The organism is Butyricicoccus sp., from assembly GCF_977037065.1.
Map to the genome: position 1 here is coordinate 33,219 of NZ_CDRQNY010000008.1, position 17,773 is coordinate 50,991.

Annotated in this window: 16 protein-coding genes and 1 riboswitch; of the genes, 6 read left to right on the forward strand and 10 right to left on the reverse strand. The window is 55.0% G+C overall.

All coding sequences use genetic code 11. The features are described from left to right. Nucleotides 1-23: 23 nt before the first annotated feature. On the forward strand, nt 24-2,438 hold the full coding sequence (locus ACWVX6_RS04605) for an ATP-dependent helicase (RefSeq protein ID WP_455152468.1): 2,415 nt from the start codon (nt 24-26) through the stop codon (nt 2,436-2,438). A 36-nt stretch (nt 2,439-2,474) separates the two neighbouring features. Here ACWVX6_RS04605 and ACWVX6_RS04610 read toward each other — a convergent pair whose 3' ends face one another. Continuing rightward, nucleotides 2,475-2,711 carry a helix-turn-helix domain-containing protein gene (locus ACWVX6_RS04610; RefSeq protein WP_118728840.1) on the reverse strand — a complete coding sequence of 79 codons (237 nt, stop codon included), beginning with the start codon at nt 2,709-2,711 and terminating at the stop codon, nt 2,475-2,477. Between the two features lie 136 nt (nt 2,712-2,847). On the opposite strand from ACWVX6_RS04610, the gene ACWVX6_RS04615 reads away from it, so the two are divergent. Then, nucleotides 2,848-3,471, forward strand: a complete 624-nt coding sequence (locus tag ACWVX6_RS04615) for a hypothetical protein (protein WP_118728839.1) — start codon at nt 2,848-2,850, stop codon at nt 3,469-3,471. Nucleotides 3,472-3,508: 37 nt separating this feature from the next. On the opposite strand, the gene ACWVX6_RS04620 is transcribed toward ACWVX6_RS04615, so the two are convergent. The 8 genes from ACWVX6_RS04620 to pflB all read right to left on the reverse strand — a co-directional run bounded on the left by ACWVX6_RS04620 (nt 3,509) and on the right by pflB (nt 12,141). Then, the gene (locus tag ACWVX6_RS04620) at nt 3,509-4,216 is read right to left on the reverse strand and encodes a sigma-70 family RNA polymerase sigma factor (protein ID WP_455152469.1); all 708 of its coding nucleotides are present in this window, start codon (nt 4,214-4,216) and stop codon (nt 3,509-3,511) included. Continuing rightward, complete coding sequence (gene spoIIAB / locus ACWVX6_RS04625; RefSeq protein WP_110435313.1) at nt 4,213-4,650, reverse strand: anti-sigma F factor; 438 nt, start codon at nt 4,648-4,650, stop codon at nt 4,213-4,215. Before spoIIAB ends, ACWVX6_RS04620 begins: the two co-directional genes overlap by 4 nt. Then, nucleotides 4,650-4,970: an anti-sigma factor antagonist gene (locus ACWVX6_RS04630; protein ID WP_110435314.1), complete on the reverse strand. Its 321-nt coding sequence runs from the start codon at nt 4,968-4,970 to the stop codon at nt 4,650-4,652. Before ACWVX6_RS04630 ends, spoIIAB begins: the two co-directional genes overlap by 1 nt. Nucleotides 4,971-5,127: 157 nt before the next feature. Beyond that, the gene (locus ACWVX6_RS04635; RefSeq protein ID WP_455152470.1) at nt 5,128-6,432 is read right to left on the reverse strand and encodes a bifunctional folylpolyglutamate synthase/dihydrofolate synthase; all 1,305 of its coding nucleotides are present in this window, start codon (nt 6,430-6,432) and stop codon (nt 5,128-5,130) included. Nucleotides 6,433-6,628: 196 nt separating this feature from the next. Then, complete coding sequence (locus ACWVX6_RS04640; protein ID WP_418974081.1) at nt 6,629-7,069, reverse strand: NifB/NifX family molybdenum-iron cluster-binding protein; 441 nt, start codon at nt 7,067-7,069, stop codon at nt 6,629-6,631. Continuing rightward, on the reverse strand, nt 7,066-7,884 hold the full coding sequence (locus tag ACWVX6_RS04645) for a P-loop NTPase (protein WP_117489666.1): 819 nt from the start codon (nt 7,882-7,884) through the stop codon (nt 7,066-7,068). Before ACWVX6_RS04645 ends, ACWVX6_RS04640 begins: the two co-directional genes overlap by 4 nt. 1,147 nt (nt 7,885-9,031) lie before the next feature. Further along, the gene (gene pflA / locus ACWVX6_RS04650; protein WP_455152471.1) at nt 9,032-9,730 is read right to left on the reverse strand and encodes a pyruvate formate-lyase-activating protein; all 699 of its coding nucleotides are present in this window, start codon (nt 9,728-9,730) and stop codon (nt 9,032-9,034) included. Nucleotides 9,731-9,912: 182 nt separating this feature from the next. Next, a complete protein-coding gene (gene pflB / locus ACWVX6_RS04655; protein ID WP_382735943.1) occupies nt 9,913-12,141 on the reverse strand; it encodes a formate C-acetyltransferase in 2,229 nt (742 codons plus the stop codon). 75 nt (nt 12,142-12,216) lie between these two features. Beyond that, a riboswitch (ZMP/ZTP riboswitch) is annotated at nt 12,217-12,331 on the reverse strand. A gap of 192 nt (nt 12,332-12,523) precedes the next feature. Between pflB and ACWVX6_RS04660 the strand changes: the two genes are divergently transcribed. Then, nucleotides 12,524-13,603, forward strand: coding sequence for a 6-phosphofructokinase (locus ACWVX6_RS04660; RefSeq protein ID WP_455152472.1), 1,080 nt, complete (start codon nt 12,524-12,526; stop codon nt 13,601-13,603). 421 nt (nt 13,604-14,024) lie between these two features. Here ACWVX6_RS04660 and ACWVX6_RS04665 read toward each other — a convergent pair whose 3' ends face one another. Beyond that, nucleotides 14,025-15,308, reverse strand: a complete 1,284-nt coding sequence (locus ACWVX6_RS04665) for an adenylosuccinate synthase (RefSeq protein ID WP_110435320.1) — start codon at nt 15,306-15,308, stop codon at nt 14,025-14,027. A 223-nt stretch (nt 15,309-15,531) separates the two neighbouring features. Here ACWVX6_RS04665 and ACWVX6_RS04670 point away from each other — a divergent pair, with 223 nt between their 5' ends. Genes ACWVX6_RS04670 through ACWVX6_RS04680 form a run of 3 tightly spaced genes read left to right on the forward strand, consistent with a single transcriptional unit; the run spans nt 15,532 to nt 17,766 of the window. Beyond that, on the forward strand, nt 15,532-16,659 hold the full coding sequence (locus ACWVX6_RS04670; protein WP_455152473.1) for a cysteine desulfurase family protein: 1,128 nt from the start codon (nt 15,532-15,534) through the stop codon (nt 16,657-16,659). Between the two features lie 40 nt (nt 16,660-16,699). Continuing rightward, nucleotides 16,700-17,374: a hypothetical protein gene (locus tag ACWVX6_RS04675; protein ID WP_455152474.1), complete on the forward strand. Its 675-nt coding sequence runs from the start codon at nt 16,700-16,702 to the stop codon at nt 17,372-17,374. Between the two features lie 5 nt (nt 17,375-17,379). Beyond that, entirely contained in the window at nt 17,380-17,766 is a 387-nt protein-coding gene (locus ACWVX6_RS04680) for a hypothetical protein (RefSeq protein WP_455152475.1), read from the forward strand. Nucleotides 17,767-17,773 lie beyond the last annotated feature (7 nt).

Genomic DNA, 17,773 nt, shown 5'->3' on the forward strand with positions numbered 1-17,773 from the left:
CTTCAAACGAAACGAGGAAACCTATGGAACCGACCAAATTTGATATGAAATATGCCGCTGTCCGGCGTGCGATCATCGAACAGCGCTTTTCCAAGTTAAACGACAAGCAGCGCGAGGCTGTCTATCAGACCGAGGGCCCGCTGCTCATCCTGGCGGGTGCAGGCAGCGGCAAGACGACCGTGCTCATCAACCGCATCATCAACATTCTCAAGTTCGGCGATGGACTGGACAATCCCTATGCGCCCGACTGGGCGACCGAGGACGATCTTCTATTCCTGACCGAATACCTGACCGACCCTAACCCAGAGAACCGTGCCCGTGCGGAGCACCTGTGCGCGATGAATCCCGCTCGCCCATGGCAGGTGATTGCGATCACGTTCACGAATAAGGCCGCGCGTGAGCTGCGCGAGCGTCTGGAATTTGCCCTCGGTGACGAGGAAGCCGCGTCCGCTGTCTGGGCGTACACCTTCCACACGGCCTGCCTGCGCATTCTGCGCAAGCACGTTGACCTGCTCGGCTTTGAGAGCGCGTTCACCATCTACGATGAGGACGACAAGAAGCGCGTTATTCTCAACGTAATGAAAAAGCTCGATCTCGATCCCAAGAATTTCGATCCGCGAACCGTGATGGGCATGATCTCCCGCGCGAAGGACAAGCTGATGACTCCTCGTCAGTTCAGTGCGGATGCCGCCGGTGACTACTTCCGTGAAAAGGTCGCAGACGTCTACCGCGATTACGAAAAGGCCATGAAAAAGGCCTGTGCACTGGATTTCGACGATATTATCATGAAAACCGTGCTGCTGCTGCAGAACAACCCCGAGGTGCTGGAATACTATCAGCGCCAGTTCCGCTACGTGCTCGTGGATGAGTATCAGGATACCAACTACGCGCAGTATGTGCTCACCAGCCTGCTGGCAGGTTATTACGAGAACATCTGCGTGGTCGGCGATGACGACCAGAGTATCTACAAGTTCCGCGGTGCAACGATCACGAACATTCTGGAGTTTGAAAAGCAGTTCAAGGACGCGAAAACCATCCGTCTGGAACAGAATTACCGCTCGACCGGCAACATTCTGAATGCCGCAAACGAGGTTATCCGCAACAACGTCGGCCGTAAGGGCAAGGAGCTGTGGACCGACCACGGTGACGGTGCGAAAATCCGTCTGCATCGCTCGGACAGCCAGGAGGGCGAAGCCGCCTACATTGCCGATACCATCCGCGAAGGCGTGGAGCAGGGCCGAAAATGGGGAGATTTCGCCGTTCTGTACCGCAATAACGTCCTGTCGGATAACATTGCCGCCGCATTCATCCGCGCGGGCATCCCGTACCGCGTGTACAAGGGCCGCGACTTCTTCTCGCGCGCCGAGGTCAAGGACATGTTCGCCTACCTGTGGGTGATCGAAAATCCTGCGGACGAGCTGCGTCTGCGCCGTATCATCAACACGCCTGCCCGCAAGATTGGCGATAAGTCGGTCGAAACCGCCATGCGGCTTGCCGTTGAGTATGGCACAACACTGTATGATGTGGTATGCCATGCTTCTCAGTACCCTGCCCTGTCCCGCGGCGCCGCGGCAATGGAGAAGTTCGGCGAGATGATCGAAAATCTGCGCAAGCTGCGGGAATTTGTTTCGCTTTCCGAGCTGTACGATGAACTCATGGACAAAAGCGGCTACATCCGTGCGCTGCAGCTCAAGGGCGGCGCAGAAGAGGAAAGCCGCATTGAGCACATCGAGGAGTTAAAATCCTACATTGTCGATTACGAGGACAAGACCGAAACGCCGTCGCTCGGCGATTTTCTCGAGAACATGGCGCTGTACACGGATGCCGACCAGTCCGGCGAGGACGATGACGCGGTTATCATGATGACCATGCATGCCGCCAAGGGTCTGGAATTTCCTGTCGTATTCCTCGCGGGCATGGAGGACGGGCTGTTCCCCGGCTTCCGTGCAATGGAGAAGGACGAGGACATGGAGGAGGAACGCCGCCTGTGCTACGTTGCCGTCACCCGCGCGAAGGAGCAGCTGTATCTCACCTGTGCGGAGCGCCGCCTGCTGTACGGCCGCACGCAGTATTCGCATCCGTCGCGCTTTGTTGATGAGATGCCGGAAGATCTGCTTGAGAGCAATATCACCGAGAGCCGCCGGTTCTCGAACGCAACTGCACCCGATCCGACGCTTTCGCGTCCGCAGGTGGCTCGCGCGCGGTACGTTTCCGCTGCAAATGCAGCGCCGAGCGCGTCGCTGGCCTCGGCAGCTAAAAGCAAGCCGCTGCCGAATTTTGCCGCAGGCGATCGCGTGTTCCATAAGGCCTTCGGCGATGGACTGATCGTGTCGGTAAAGCCGATGGGTGGCGATGCCCTGCTCGAAATTGCATTTGATCAGAAGGGCACCAAGCGGCTGATGGCAAAGTCGGCCGGGCAGTTTATGCATAAAATTTAATATACAAAAACCCTCTGAACACATTCATTCAGAGGGTTATTCAAACTTAAATTCTACATTTTCTTCAATGATTTCAACCAATTCATGCGGTTTCATATTCAGCGCAAATGCAATCTTAAATAGCGTATCAACATTAGGACTTCTTAATCCACGTTCGATTTTGCTGTAATGTGTACGGTCTAAAGCCGCTAAACCGCTTAATTGTTCCTGCGTAATGCCCTTTTTCACCCGTAATTCTCGTATAATTATGCCAATGCTCTTCGCATCTATCATTCCGTCGTCCTCCCTATTGTTATGATAACAATAGGGCATTTATTTTATGAGGTCAGTTGACCTCATACAGTAAATATGCTATATTGAATATAAAGAAATTTCCATTACATTCAATGTTTGAATAGGAGATGGCATTATGAGCGATTTGGCATTATTAAAACAATCCGCCGTGAAAGGCTCTATTCGCAATGTACTTATCGATGAATTTGGGAATATCGCCAAAACCCTTGCACCCAAAATCATCGATGCTGTCGTAAAGCTGAAAACAAGGAAACTAACTGTTCTATCGAAGGCTTTGGATACCACACTTCCCAAATTATTGGAAACCGTAGACAAGGGCGTTGCTGCTGCATTTGCTCCAGACCAGCAAACAGTTGACTACTCCAAAGCAATGCTGGATCTTCTTAAATATCAAATGACCATTATTCAGAACGACAACACTTTGTCCCTCTCTGAAAGAAATGCACAGCTTGATGATCTTACGATTAGATACAACGAGTACCAGAGTCAACTTGAGCAATATAAAGATCACGATGCTGGCCGCAAGAAATCCTTTATCGGCTCCATTGTTGCAGGTACTTCTGCTGTTATCGGCGCAGCCGGTATTGCAGCTTTTGTGGCACATCCCAAGGATTTATCTTCTATTATTAAAACGCATCAAAGAACAAAAGCAACCAAGCATGTTTTTGATGGCCTCTTTGATACGTTCAAAAGCATTTTCAGCATATCCCATATTTTCCGCAATCTTTTCACAAAATAAGGACATCAAAAGGAGTTCTCTCACGAGAACTCCTTTTTCACTCTCTCAGCATTTCCCTCAGCTTCTCTATGGCACGTTTTTCGATGCGCGAGACCTGCACCTGCGACACACCGACGATACGGCTGACCTGCTGCTGCGTCAAATCACGCGAATAGCGCAGACTGAGCACCTGCCTGTCGCGGTCGGGCAAGTCCTGCAGAGCCTCGTGCAGCGACAGATGCAGGCAGGTTCTCTCCTCCATTCCCTCGTCACCGACCAGATCACCTACGCGTCCGCCGCCGGACAGCTCCCGCTCGAACGAGTCCACCGACACGTCCGCCTGCTCGCAGGCCGCTACTTCCTCGACCGTCAATCCGGCGGCCTCTGCCAGTTCTGATACGGTCGGTGACCGTCCGTTCCGGCTCTCCCAGTCGCTTTGCAGGCGGCGCACACGAACCGCGCGTTCCTTGACCGCCCGGCTGACCTTGACCGCACCGTCGTCCCGCAGGAACCGCCGAATCTCACCCGCGATTTTGGGCACCGCATAGGTAGAAAACTCGTTGCCGCGCGACACATCGAAACCGCGCACGGCCTTGATGAAGCCGACACACGCCAGCTGATACAGATCGTCCGGCTCGGTGCCGCGCCCGTAATACCGCCGCGCGATCGACCAGATTAAACCGCTGTTGTCCTCGATCAGCCGCGCTTCCGCATCCCTGTCGCCCGAAGCCGCCTGCTCGAGCAGCGTGCGCATTTCTCCGGTCACGCCTGCCGCTCCTTCAGCACCTTGACCATCGCAACCAGCGTTCCCTTCCCCGGCGTGGAGCGCACGCGCATTTTGTCCGTGAATGTCTCCATGATGGTAAATCCCATGCCGCTGCGCGTGTCGTCGCCCGTGGTGAACATGGGCTGGCGCGCCTGCTCGACATTCTCAATGCCGCATCCGGCGTCCTTTACTTTCAGTTCCAGGGCGCGTCCCTCGAACAGCCGCACCGTGACCGTGATAAACCCGCATTTGTCCGCGTAGCCGTGTACAATGGCATTCGTCACCGCCTCGGAGACCACGGTTTTGATGTCGCCAAGTTCCTCCATCGTTGGGTCCAGCTGCGCGACAAACGCGCCGACCGCCTGCCGCGCAAACGCCTCGTTGACCGAATGGCTCTCGAATTTCAGGCTCATTTTGTTGATGACCGCCCGCATTATTCCTTCCCCCTTTCAAAAACCATCACCTGCGGCAGACCGGCCGCCTCAAACACCCGCATCGGCTGCGGCGGTGTGCCGCGCACCGCAAATTCGCGTCCGCTGCGGGCACAGGTGCGGTACAGATGCAGGACGACCGCCAGACCGGAGCTGTCCATAAACGTCAGCTCGGACAGGTCGAGCACCAGCTTTTCGCATGGAAACAGCACCAGCAGATCCTCGGTCTGCTCGATCGCCGCCCGTGCTGCATGATGGTCCAGTTCACCGGTGTACACCGCGATCAACGTGCCCTCCTGCCTTCTCTGCGTGATTTGCAGCATATATGTCACCTCGAAATCAGCAAAATATTACCTCTTATTTCGCATGGTACCCCGCCCTGCGATATACCAAACAATATACCTATTGAAAACAACTGACACAAAAATAAAAGGCTTGTACTTTCAAAGTACAAGCCTTATTTTACCTGTTTATTCCATTTTAATCTGTCGCTTTCGGTCGGCCACGCAAAATCTTCTCGCACTCACCGATGAGGTACAGCGAACCGCAGATAAGAATGCAGTCGTTCATCTTCGCATGCTCCAGCGCAAGCTCAATGGCGTGCTCGGCGGATTCGCATTCGTACACGCGCTTGCACGACTGCCGCGCCAGCTCTGCAATCGTGTGTGCATCCAGCGAACGCTCACCCGCATCCGGCGCACAGGCGTAAAAGTCATCCGCGCGGCTGGCGACCTCGTGAACACAGGTTTCGTAGTCCTTGTCGCGCACCATGCCCATCACAACGTGCAGCCGCTTCATCTTGAGCAACTCATCCACCGCGTGACACAGAGCATCCGCGCCTGCGGCATTGTGTGCGCCGTCGAGCAGGATGAGCGGCTGATCGACCACGCGTTCCAGCCGGCCTGCGATACGCGCCCGCGCCAGACCGCGCACGGCGGCTTCGGTCGGAATGTTCCAGCCGCGCTCGCGCAGTGCGTTCAGCGCCCGCAGAGCCGTCCGCGCATTCTGCAGCTGATGCCGTCCGGGCATGGCAATGGTGTAGCCCTGCGCCTCGTACACGAACGCCGAACCGCCGATGTCACACCGCAGTACGCGGCAGTCCTCCGCTCCGCCGAACCAGACAGCGCCCGCCGCGTCGCAGGCACGGCGCAGCACCCGCTGTACATCGTTCGGCTGACCGTCCGCGCAGACAACCGCCGCACCCGGCTTGAAAATACCTGCCTTCTCGGCCGCAATGACCGCCGTTGTGTTGCCAAGCACCGCCATATGGTCGAGCGAAATCGGCGTAATAACGCAGACCTCCGCATTTTTGATGACATTTGTCGCATCACAACGGCCGCCCAGACCGGTTTCGAGAACCACAATATCGCATTCCTGCTCAACAAAGAAGAGGAACGCCAGTGCGGTCGTAAACTCAAACTCGCCGATGGTCTCACCCTCGGGCAGTGTGAGCGATTCACACGCCACCGTTACCCGTTCGCACAGGCGCGTCAGATCGTCGTCCGAGATCATCACGCCGTCCACGCGGATGCGCTCGTAAAACTGCACCAGATACGGTGAGGTATACAGTCCGGTGCGCATTCCGGCCGCCTGCAGTGCCGAGGCGATCATGCACGCGGTCGAGCCTTTGCCGTTCGTGCCCGCAAGATGAACAAACTTCAGCCTGTCCTGCGGGTTTCCCAGCGCCTTGCACAGCGCCTTGATGCGGTGCAGACCCGGCTTGCCGGAAAATCTGCCGAGAGAGTGTATGTATTCGATTGCTGTTTTCGGATTTTCGGTATCCATAATAGCTTCTTTCCTTGTATTATAATGATACATTTGATTATAACACAGTTTCATCAAATTGAGAATGGAGAATGGAAAATGGAGAATTACCTTTCCGCAAAAGGAGCGGCACTTACTTCATCTGAACATTTATTCTCCATCTTCACCTCTCCATTGGAACCATAAAAACCACCGAAATTCGGTGGTTTTTATGGTTTTACTTGATCTCCTCGACCGGAATCTGCTTGAGCAGCTCGCTCGGGCCGCAGCCGGAGCACTTTGCACAGTCGTGCATGCATGCCATCGGATCATCCGGATCTTCCTCACGGCCGATCTCGAGGATGGTCGGGTCACCCTGCTTTTCACCGACGAGAAACTTTGCAACCGATTCCTCCGCCGAGCCTTCGCAGCCGGGCACGAGCAGCACGCCGAGCATCTCGAGTGCGTTGCGCGTTGCCAGACCGAGCGAACCGCAGATGAGCACGTCGATCTGCTCCAGACCGGCGAACTTGATCAGGTCGGTCGCGGATGTGCCGGCAATCCTGGCAATGCGCTTGCCGACCGGTTCCCGGCCCTCGGTGGTGATAATGAGCACCTCACGGCAGTCGCCCAGATTCTTGGCGATCCGGCCGTTTTCATATGCTACGCCAATGTTCATAACAGACCCTCCACGGTCTTAAGCGCACCGGAAAGCTCGTCCGGCAGCTTTGCATCCTCGATCTTGCCTGCGTCAACCGCCGCAGCCAGCTTCGGGTCGATCGGCAGCTTGGCCAGAACCGGCAGTTCGTAGTGCGCGGCTACCTCGTCAATGTGGCTCTCGCCGAATACCGAAATGTGCTTGCCGCAGTCCGGGCATGCCAGATAGCTGTAGTTCTCCACGATGCCGAGCACCGGAATGTTCATCATCTTCGCCATCTTAACCGCCTTGCCGACGATCATGGAGACCAGATCCTGCGGCGAGGTGACAACGATGATGCCGTCCACCGGCAGGGACTGGAACACGGTCAGCGGTACGTCGCCCGTTCCGGGAGGCATATCGACAAACAGGAAGTCCACATCGTCCCATACAACGTCCGACCAGAACTGCTTGACAGTCTCCGCGATGATCGGACCGCGGTAAATAACCGGATCGTCCTCGTTCGGGAGAACGAGGTTGATGGAGATCATCTGTACGCCGCCTTCGCTGCGTGCCGGCAGGATGCCTTCCTCGCAGCCCTCGAGCTGACCGTGTACGCCGAAGGTCTTGGGGATAGACGGACCGGTGATGTCGGCATCCAGCACACCGCAGGAATAACCCTTGCGCGTCATGCCGACCGCCATCATCGAGGTGAGCAGGCTCTTGCCTACGCCGCCCTTACCGGAAACAACGCCGATGACTTTTTTAACAGAGGCCGCCGGATTGGCTGCAACCTTGAGGCTCTTTTCGCCGCCGCAGTTAGACGAGCAGCTATCGCAATTATGCGAGCAACCCATAAAAAACAACTCCTTACCTATATATCTTGCATAGAAACAGTATACCCTAAAAAGAAACTTTCCGCAAGCATCGCACCGGCTTATTTATTGACAAATGCCAAAAACGGGAAAGCACCGCTGTTTCGCGGGGGAACGAAACAACGGTGCTTTCGGTTAATAACACAAATTGAAAAAGGGAAAAAAGAGAAATGAAAAAAATCGGATGACGTCAATGCGGGATTTGCGGCTCTCCCTCACTGACAAGTACAGTATACCGTCTTTTTATGCCGAATGTGTGAACGAAATTTGAATATGCTGTGAAGGATATGAAAAGAAAACAGCATATCGTCCAAGCCGCAGTTTGGCAGCCAAAAGAGAAACGCCCTGTTTCCCGGGGGAAGGAAACAGGGCGTTCTCGTTGATGCAAACGAAAAGAGTTTAAGAAAAGGTGATAAAATCAAAGAAAAGAGGTTGTCAGCTTGAGAAAAGGGGTAACTCTTACTGACACCTATAGTATATCGCGCAGGCGCCCTTTAATTGTGAACAAATCGTGAACAGACCTTGAAATATTTTTTACAATGTAAACAAGTACCCTGCTTAACCATTTCAAAGATACTCCGAGGCAGGAAAACACCCCGGCTCCGTGGGGGAAACGAAACCGAGGTGTTTTCGATCATTTCACAAAATAAAGGGGGTAAAAGAGAAATAAAAGATTGTAGATGACTATCGATTCGGGATTGCGGCTTCCCTTATCGACAATGTTAGTATACCGCACTTTACTTCAAAATGTGTGAACGAATTTTGAACATAATTTGAAAGGTTTGTGTACTGCCGAAAACCCGGTTTCGTACAGGAAAACACCCTGCCTCCGAGGGGGAACGGAAACAGGGTGTTTTCGGTCATTTCACAAAATAAAGGGGGTAAAAGAGAAATAAAAAAATCAGTAGGCTGTGTCGTTCGGGATTGCGGCTTCCCTCATCGACAATGTTAGTATACCCCACTTTGCCGCAAAATGTGTGAACGAATTTTGAACAGAATTTGAAAGGTTTGTTTCTAAGGCAACACCGCATAATTGAACAAGAGCGATTTGCGAGTAAATTTTGCGTACTGACAAGACGCGGTTTTGCCTAAAGTTCATAATTTGCCGCTTGATTCCCGTTTTACCGTGTTACAGCTGTGCGACCATGGTTTTCAGGGCATCCGGGTTCATGGCAGGCGTGTCCTTCAGCGGAAACTCCAGACCGAGCCGTTCATATTTTTCCATGCACAGCTTGTGGAACGGCAAAAACTCCAGCTTTTCAAAGTTGGGATAGCTTTCCGCCTTGGCTTTGACGCGGTGTAAATGGTCCATACCATCGGTCAGACCGGGCACGACCACATGCCGAATCCACAGCGGCACGTTTTTCATCGCGGTCAGCTGCAGGAAACGCTCAATCTGGTCGAAATCCGCGCGGCAGTTCTTGAGATAATCCGCTTTGGTGAGAAATTTCAGGTCGCACAGGACTAAATCCGTGTGCGCGAGCACCTTTTCCGCTTTGGAGAGATTGCCCACGCCGGAGGTATCGAGCGCGGTGTGTACGCCGTGCTCATGCAGCTTGGCGAAAAACTCCTCAACAAATTCGGCCTGCAGGAGCGGTTCGCCGCCGGTGACGGTTACGCCGCCGCCATTCTTCCAGTACGGACGAAACCGGAGAGCCTTGCGGACCAGCTCGTCCACGTCGGTCGGTGTGCCGCCTTCGGTCAGCCAGGTATCGGGATTGTGGCAATAGACGCACCGCAGCGGGCAGCCCTGCATAAATACGACGTATCGCACGCCGGGGCCGTCCACCGCGCCGAGGGACTGAATGGAATGAATGTTTCCGGTCATATTGCCACTTTCCTTTCTATTCGAAAAAAATAAATGGTTCCGTGGCTTTGCCGCGGAACCATACCTCTGCCCGCGCCGCGGCGGCGCGTCCTCGTCCGCTGTGCGGGCGAGAGGAGGTTATCCCAAACGGTTTCGCAAGGAACCGGTTGGGTATCTAAGGGGGACAGCATCCCCCTTAGAGGTTAAATCGCCTCGTGGAAGGTACGCGAAATAACCTCACGCTGCTGCTCACGGCTCAGCTTGTAGAAGTTGACCGCGTAGCCGGAAACACGAATGGTCAGGTTCGGGTACTGCTCCGGATGCTCGTAAGCCGCCATCAGGGTTTCACGATTGAGTACGTTTACGTTCAGGTGATGCGCGTTCTGCGCGAAGTAGCCGCCCATGATGGCAACAAGGTTGTTCACCTGCTCCTCATCGGTCTTGCCGAGCGCACCCGGCGTGATGGAGAACGTGTTGGAGATACCATCGCGGCAGTAGGTGTAGCTCAGCTTTGCAACCGAGTTGAGCGATGCCAGTGCGCCGGAAACATCACGGCCGCTCATCGGGTTTGCGCCCGGTGCCAGCGGTTCGCCGTGACGGCGGCCGTCCGGCGTATTGCCGGTCTTTTTGCCGTACATTACGTTGGAGGTGATGGTCAGGATGGACAGCGTATGAATTGCGCCGCGGTACAGCGGGAACTGCGTCAGTGCCTGATAGAACTTCTCGACCTGCTCACACGCGATCTGATCTACACGATCGTCGTCGTTGCCGAACTTCGGGAAATCGCCCTCGATCTCAAAATCCACGATAATGCCGTTCTCCGGATTACGGATGGGCTTTACCTTGGCATACTTGATCGCGGAAAGCGAATCTGCCATGCAGCTCATGCCCGCAATGCCGAACGCCATCAGGCGGCGCACCTCAGTGTCATGCAGCGCCATCTGGCTCTTCTCGTAGGCATACTTGTCGTGCATGTAATGGATGGTGTTCATCGCGGAAACGTAGGTCTTAGCCAGCCACGGACGGTAGAAGTCCATGCGGCGGAGAACCTCCTCATAATCCAGCACATCGCCGTCCATGACCGGCATCTCCGGGCCGACCTGCTCGAACTTGTTCTCGTCACGGCCGCCATTGATCGCCATCATCATCAGCTTTGCGATGTTGGCACGCGCACCAAAGAACTGCATGTCCTTACCGACGCGCATCGCGGATACGCAGCACGCGATAGCGTAATCATCGCCGTAGTACGGGCGCATGACGTCGTCGTTCTCGTACTGGAGCGCATCCGTGTCGATAGACACCTTTGCGATGAACTTTTTCCAGTTCTCCGGCAGGTTTTCGCTCCACAGAACGGTCAGATTCGGCTCTGCGGCAGCGTTCAGATTGTACAGGGTGTTGAGCATGCGGTAGCTGTTCTTCGTAACCATGTGACGGCCGTCCTCGCCGATGCCGCCGACTGCCTCGGTGATCCACATCGGGTCGCCGCCGAACAGCTCGTTGTACTCCGGCGTGCGCAGGTGGCGCGCCATACGCAGGTGCAGCACGAAATCGTCCATGATCTCCTGTGCCTCGGACTCGGTCATGAGACCTGCCGCAATATCACGCTCAAAGTAGATATCGAGGAAGGTGGAGGTGCGGCCAAGGCTCATTGCAGCGCCGTTCTGCTCCTTGATGCCGGCCAGATAGCCAAAGTACAGCCACTGAACGGCCTCCTTTGCGTTCTCCGCCGGACGGGTGATATCAAAGCCGTAGGAAGCCGCCATTGCGATCATATCCTTGAGCGCCTTGATCTGGTCGCTCAGCTCCTCCGCGCAGCGGATTTCCTTCTCGGTGGTCGGCACGCTGCCGAGCGCATCCTTGTCCTTCTGCTTCTCCTCGATGAGGCGATTCACGCCGTACAACGCCACGCGGCGGTAGTCACCGATGATGCGGCCGCGGCCGTAAGCATCCGGCAGGCCGGTCAGCAGACCAACGTGACGCGCTTCACGAACGTCCTTGGTGTATGCGGAGAATACGCCGTCGTTGTGGGTCTTGTGGTACTTGAACTCCTCCTCAATCTTGGGAGAAACCTCGTAGCCGTACTGCTTGCACGCATCACGGACCATACGCATGCCGCCGAACGGATTGCATGCACGCTTGAGCGGCTCATCGGTCTGCAGGCCGACAATTACCTCGTTGTCCTTGTCGAGATAGCCCGGGCCGAAGGCCGTGATGGTGATAACGGTCTCGGTGTCGATATTGCGGACACCGCCCTTTTCGCGCTCCTCCGCGAGCAGTGCGTCGAACTTCTCACGCAGTGCAGTCGTGCGTGCGGTAGCCGGAGCCAGAAAAGCGCCGTCACCATCATACGGGGTGTAATTCTTCTGGATAAAATCGCGGACGTTGATCTCGTTTTCCCAGTTGCCGCCATTAAAGTTATTCCATGCGTTCATGTTCTTTTCCTCCTGTTTGTGCTGTCTGCTGTCCTTTTTATGGTAACAAAAAAGGACAGCATCGCGTATTACTTGCGACACTGCCCAGACGGTCGGCATTGAGATACACTTCACGGTGCATCTGATTACGGAACTCCCTGCTCCCCGGTGGTTTGCGCTCCACCTGTGTCCGTCAGTTGCAGGGAATCTGTCTGGCATTAGCATAACACATCTGCCGCTCAATATGCAACTGCCGAAAGTCACAAAAAATCCATGTGAAAAAACTGTGGAATCTGTGTAAAGTATCTTTTCAATTTACACCAAATAGGGTATAGTAAAAATACGATACTGCGCATTGTACAATATACAGAATGCGAAAAACAGAGTCAGGAGGCAGACGAGTATGTTAAAGATTGGTATGCTGACCAGCGGCGGCGACTGTCAGGGTCTGAACGCGGCACTGCGCGGTGTAGCGAAAACACTGTATAACGAACTGGGAGATAAAGTAACCATCTATGGTATTCGGGACGGCTACCGCGGTTTGATCGAGGGCGATTACCACGAAATGCTGCCCGAGGATTTTTCGGATATTCTGACCGTCGGCGGCACCATTCTCGGTACATCGCGCCAGCCGTTCAAGGAAATGCGCAAGACCATCGAGGACAGCGAGGAGACCAAGCTGGATAAAATGCTGCACACGGTGAAAAAGGCAGGCTTTGACTGTCTGGTCATTCTGGGCGGCAACGGCACGCACAAGACCGCAAACCTGCTGAGCATGAAGGGTGTAAACGTGGTAACGCTGCCCAAGACGATCGACAACGATCTGTGGGGCACCGAGCTGACATTCGGTTTTCAGTCCGCGATTGATATTGCGTCCACGGTTATTGATTCCATCCATTCCACCGCATTTTCGCACTCGCGCGTGTTCATCGTGGAGGTTATGGGACATAAAGCCGGCTGGCTGACGCTGTACGCAGGCATTGCCTCCGGCGCGGATGTCATCGTTATTCCGGAAATCCCCTACTCCGCAAAAAAGATTGCCGCAGCGATTGAAAAGCGTGCCAAGGCTGGCAAACGATTCTCGATCATTGCAGTGGCTGAGGGCGCGGTAAGTCAGGACGAGGCCAAGCTGAGCAAAAAGGAATTCAAGGCTGCCCGCGAGGCGATGACCTATCCGTCCATCTCCTACCGCATTGCGGACGAGCTGAAGGAGCTGACCGGTCAGGAGATCCGCGTTACCATTCCGGGCCATTACCAGCGCGGCGGTGCTCCCTGCCCGGCCGACCGTGTGCTGACAAGCCGGTTCGGCGTAGCGGCAGCCCAGCTTATCCTGCAGAAAAAGTTCGGCTATATGGTTGCGCTGCAGGATAACCGCATCGTGCCTGTGCCGCTGACCGAGGTCGCAGGCAAGCTGAAAACCGTTCCGCCCGATAGCGAACTGGTGAAGCAGGCAAGAGCGCTCGGACTGTCGATGGGCGACTGATTGCCGAATTGAGAATTGAAAATGGAGAATGGAGAATGAACGCAGCTATTTAATCCGTTCCAAAAAGGACGCATAATATGCGTCCTTTTTTCGTGCAAAAGCACATATAAAATTCCGGTTTGCTTGCAAACCGCAACTACATGACAGGATTTCGTTCAGAAATCTGAGTCATTGTCCCGTGCCGTGCACGACCGCCGTTTCACGGCGGCATTCAATCGCGTTTGCCGTGCAAATGCAAAAAAACGCAGGACATGCGCGCGCAGCGCGGACATAGCCGCGCAAGGATAGCGCCTGCGTTTTTTTACAAGAAAAAAGGGATTTTGTGTGCCCGCCAAGGCGGACGCGCAAAATCCCGTATAGGACGTATCCGAGCCATTGGCTCGGTACGTCCCTCTCGTCCGAAAGCGTGGTTTCGGACGAATTATTTGATGGTCATAACCTGATCACGAGCAGGACCTACGCCAAGCATGGTAATCGGGCACTCGATGATGCGCTCCAGTTCCTTGATGTAGGACTGCACGGTTGCCGGCAGTTCCTCGAAGGAACGGCAGTTGGTGATATCCTCATCAAAGCCGTCGAACTCCTCGTAGACCGGCTCGCAGTCCACCAGATCCATAAAGTTCGCCGGGAACTCGGTAACGGTTTCGCCGTTCTTCAGCTTGTATGCAACGCAGACCTTGAGCTTCGGCAGGCCGCGCAGCGGGTCGATCTTGTTGATGACAACGTCGGTCAGACCGTTTACACGAACTGCGTAGCGTGCAACAACTGCGTCGAACCAGCCGGTACGGCGCGGACGGCCGGTAACGGTACCGAACTCGCCGCCTGCATTGCGGATGTAGTCGCCGGTCTCGTCGAACAGCTCGGTCGGGAACGGACCCTCGCCCACACGGGTAGTGTAGGACTTGAAGATACCCATAATCTCGTTGATGGCAGTCGGGCCGACACCGGAACCGATGCAGCAGCCGCCTGCTACCGGATGAGACGAGGTAACATACGGATAGGTGCCCATGTCGAGGTCGAGCAGCGTGCCCTGTGCACCCTCGAACAGCACTTCCTTGCCGGACTTGATAGCATCATAGGTCATAACGGTGGTGTCGCGCACCATCGGACGCAGACGGTCTGCGTAAACCTTGTACTCTGCGATAACAGCGTCCGCGTCGATCGGCTCGCCGCCGTAAACGCCGGTGATCACGCGGTTCTTGCGGGCACAGGTCTCGCGGATAACCTCCTCGAAACGCTCTGCGTCTACAAAATCGTGCATGCGGATGCCGCTGCGCTCGGACTTGTCCATATAGGTCGGGCCGATGCCCTTCTTGGTGGTGCCGATTGCGGTGCCTTCCTTGGCCTTCTCCGCCTCGCTGAGCGCATCCAGCTCAAGGTGCCACGGCATGATGCAGTGGCAGCGTGCGTCGATGAACAGCTTGTCGGTGGAAACGCCCTTCTCGTGCAGGCCGTCGATCTCGCCGAGGACAGCCTTCGGATTGACAACAACACCCGGGCCGATGACGTTGACGCACTCCGGATACAGGATGCCGGACGGAATCAGCTGCAGCTTGTACTTCTCACCGCCGGCTACAACGGTGTGACCGGCATTGTTGCCGCCCTGGCTGCGGACAACCAGATCCGCCTTGCCTGCGAAAATATCAATAAACTTACCCTTGCCTTCGTCGCCCCACTGGGCGCCGAGAATTACCTTACCTGGCATTAGGATTTCCTCCCTTTCTATCTGCAACGTGCTCTTGTCACGCAGTATACTTATAATAGGTAACAGCCATACCCTTAAAATTATAGCATACCCTTTTCTACTTTTCAATGCCGTTTTGCACGTTTTTGTCTTGTAAAAGGCGGCCCGCCGTTGTAAAATATTTTATAATAGCGGGAAGTATGGCCGCACGGCGGTCTGCCCCGATGAAGGAGTTCGTTTTTCTATGCATTATCTTGATAACGCGGCGACGACCCGCGTGCTGCCCGAAGCAGCCGAAGCGGCCGTTCACGCGATGTGCGAGGAGTTCGGCAATCCGTCCAGCCTGCACCGCATGGGTCTGGAGGCCTCGCATCTGCTTGAGGACAGCCGCAGGACGGTCGCGTCTGCGCTCGGCTGTCTGCCTGAGGAAGTATATTTCACCGCCTGCGGCACGGAGAGCACCAACATCAGCCTGCGCGGTGCCGCTCACCTCAACCGACATAAAAAGGGCCGCATCATCACGACCGAGATCGAGCACGCGGCAACCGTCAACACCGCAAAGCAGCTTGCTGCGGACGGCTTCGACGTAGTTTTCCTTGCACCGGACGCAACCGGTCACATCACGCCCGAGGTGCTGAGCGAAGCACTGACCGAGGACACCATTCTTCTCTCCTGCCAGCTGGTCAACAACGAGATCGGCACGGTACAGCCGGTCGAACAGCTCGGCAGGCTGCTCAAGGCCAAGGCACCCAAGGCGCTGTTCCATATTGATGCCGTACAGGGTCTTTGCCGTGTACGCCTGACGCCGAAAAAATGGAACTGTGACCTGATGAGCGTTTCCGGCCACAAGATCGGCGCACCCAAGGGCATCGGTGCACTGTATGTCAAGAAGGGTCTGCGTCTGCCGCCGCTGACCTTCGGCGGCGGTCAGGAGCGCGGCATGCGCCCAGGCACCGAGGCCGTGCCGAATATTGCCGCATTTGCCAAGGCGTGCGAGATTCGCATGGCGCATTTCGATGAGGATTACGCCCATGTGCAGGCGCTGGCCGACTACCTCAAGCAGCAGGTCAGCGCCGAGCTGCCGGACGCTGTGATCAACGGCGAAGGCAATATCCCGCATGTTGTCAATCTTTCCATGCCCGGCTGCAAGAGCGAGGTCATGCTGCATGTACTCGAGGGGGACGAGGTTTACATTTCCAGCGGCTCAGCCTGCTCCAAGGGCAAGCAGAGCGGTGTGCTCAAGGCACTCGGTCTGCCGAAGGCGCGCACGGACAGCGCGCTGCGCGTGTCGTTTGCACCGTTCAACACCAAGGAAGATGTGGATGCGTTTGTTGCAGCGGTCAAAAAGGGCGCGAAAATGTTCCGCAGATAAGCTAATTCGTAATTAGGAATTATTGCGAGGAGGTAGGGTTATGAGTAACAAACATATTATGAACGCCGGTATCTGCTGTATCTGCACGGCCGTGATTTTCGGTCTGCACTTCTTCGTGTACGGCCGGATGCTGCTGGACAATCCTGTGCTGGTTGGCGCTACCTGCGCTGTTTTTATTGCATCAGCCGCAGGGCGCACAGGCGAGGAACGAGAACCATGGTTTCCGCCTAATCATATCGTTACACGGCTTTGTCAGCTGATATTCTGCGGTATCCTCTGCACCATTCCGTACATACTGTTCACGGAACCGTATTCTCTCGACAACTGGATTTTCCTGCCGCTTTGGGCTACGTTGAGCATTATCGAGCTAAGATATCGAGAGCAAAATTCCACTGCTTATGCGGTTACTATGGCAGTCGCTCTGTGTGTTACCGGCGCATTTCTGCTGATTACCCACCCGATTACGGCATCTCAGGCACAGAGTATCGTCGAGCAGGCAGGCTATACCGACTGCGCTTACTACAAAGTAAATCCCAATAACAATACCGCATATAAAGACGGACAGGACAGCGAGGCTCTCTACTTTACTGCGCCCGAACCTGCGGACATGTCCGACTACTATGCCTTTTCCGCAAACAAGGATGGCGAAAAATACGGTGTTCTTGTTTCTTATTTTCGCGGAACCATTGACGAGGAACAAAAACAAGGAGTTTAATCTATATGGAATACAAAATCATCACCAAACCGGACGGCTCGGAGCACAAGCTCGCCGTATATGACGGCAAATGCCGCTTCTGGATGGAGGGCCTTTACGACAGCCTGCCGGACACTGCCGAAAAGCGTGCAGCGGAATGCAGTCTGCCGGTCAAAATTGACCGCCGGGAGGACGGCACGGTCAGCGTCGGCACGCAGTCGCTCGTACCGTGGGAGACCGATTACGGCAAGCTGGAAATCATGGCGGACGTTTACTTAAACTATCTGGCACAGGTGTTCAACCTGCCGGATGATGATTATGTCAAGACCCGCTTGGAGTTTGGCTCGGACAGCGCCGACCGCGACAGCCTGATGACCGCCGAGGAGAAGGAAATCATCAGCGCAAACAAATAAATTTACC

Bases quoted from the DNA above. Each gene is read 5' to 3' on its own strand.
- ACWVX6_RS04605 (WP_455152468.1), top strand. From the start codon at position 24: ATGGAACCGACCAAATTTGATATGAAATATGCCGCTGTCCGGCGTGCG.
- ACWVX6_RS04610 (WP_118728840.1), bottom strand. From the start codon at position 2,711: ATGATAGATGCGAAGAGCATTGGCATAATTATACGAGAATTACGGGTG.
- ACWVX6_RS04615 (WP_118728839.1), top strand. From the start codon at position 2,848: ATGAGCGATTTGGCATTATTAAAACAATCCGCCGTGAAAGGCTCTATT.
- spoIIAB (WP_110435313.1), bottom strand. From the start codon at position 4,650: ATGCGGGCGGTCATCAACAAAATGAGCCTGAAATTCGAGAGCCATTCG.
- ACWVX6_RS04630 (WP_110435314.1), bottom strand. From the start codon at position 4,970: ATGCTGCAAATCACGCAGAGAAGGCAGGAGGGCACGTTGATCGCGGTG.
- ACWVX6_RS04635 (WP_455152470.1), bottom strand. From the start codon at position 6,432: ATGGATACCGAAAATCCGAAAACAGCAATCGAATACATACACTCTCTC.
- ACWVX6_RS04640 (WP_418974081.1), bottom strand. From the start codon at position 7,069: ATGAACATTGGCGTAGCATATGAAAACGGCCGGATCGCCAAGAATCTG.
- ACWVX6_RS04645 (WP_117489666.1), bottom strand. From the start codon at position 7,884: ATGGGTTGCTCGCATAATTGCGATAGCTGCTCGTCTAACTGCGGCGGC.
- pflA (WP_455152471.1), bottom strand. From the start codon at position 9,730: ATGACCGGAAACATTCATTCCATTCAGTCCCTCGGCGCGGTGGACGGC.
- pflB (WP_382735943.1), bottom strand. From the start codon at position 12,141: ATGAACGCATGGAATAACTTTAATGGCGGCAACTGGGAAAACGAGATC.
- ACWVX6_RS04660 (WP_455152472.1), top strand. From the start codon at position 12,524: ATGTTAAAGATTGGTATGCTGACCAGCGGCGGCGACTGTCAGGGTCTG.
- ACWVX6_RS04665 (WP_110435320.1), bottom strand. From the start codon at position 15,308: ATGCCAGGTAAGGTAATTCTCGGCGCCCAGTGGGGCGACGAAGGCAAG.
- ACWVX6_RS04670 (WP_455152473.1), top strand. From the start codon at position 15,532: ATGCATTATCTTGATAACGCGGCGACGACCCGCGTGCTGCCCGAAGCA.
- ACWVX6_RS04675 (WP_455152474.1), top strand. From the start codon at position 16,700: ATGAGTAACAAACATATTATGAACGCCGGTATCTGCTGTATCTGCACG.
- ACWVX6_RS04680 (WP_455152475.1), top strand. From the start codon at position 17,380: ATGGAATACAAAATCATCACCAAACCGGACGGCTCGGAGCACAAGCTC.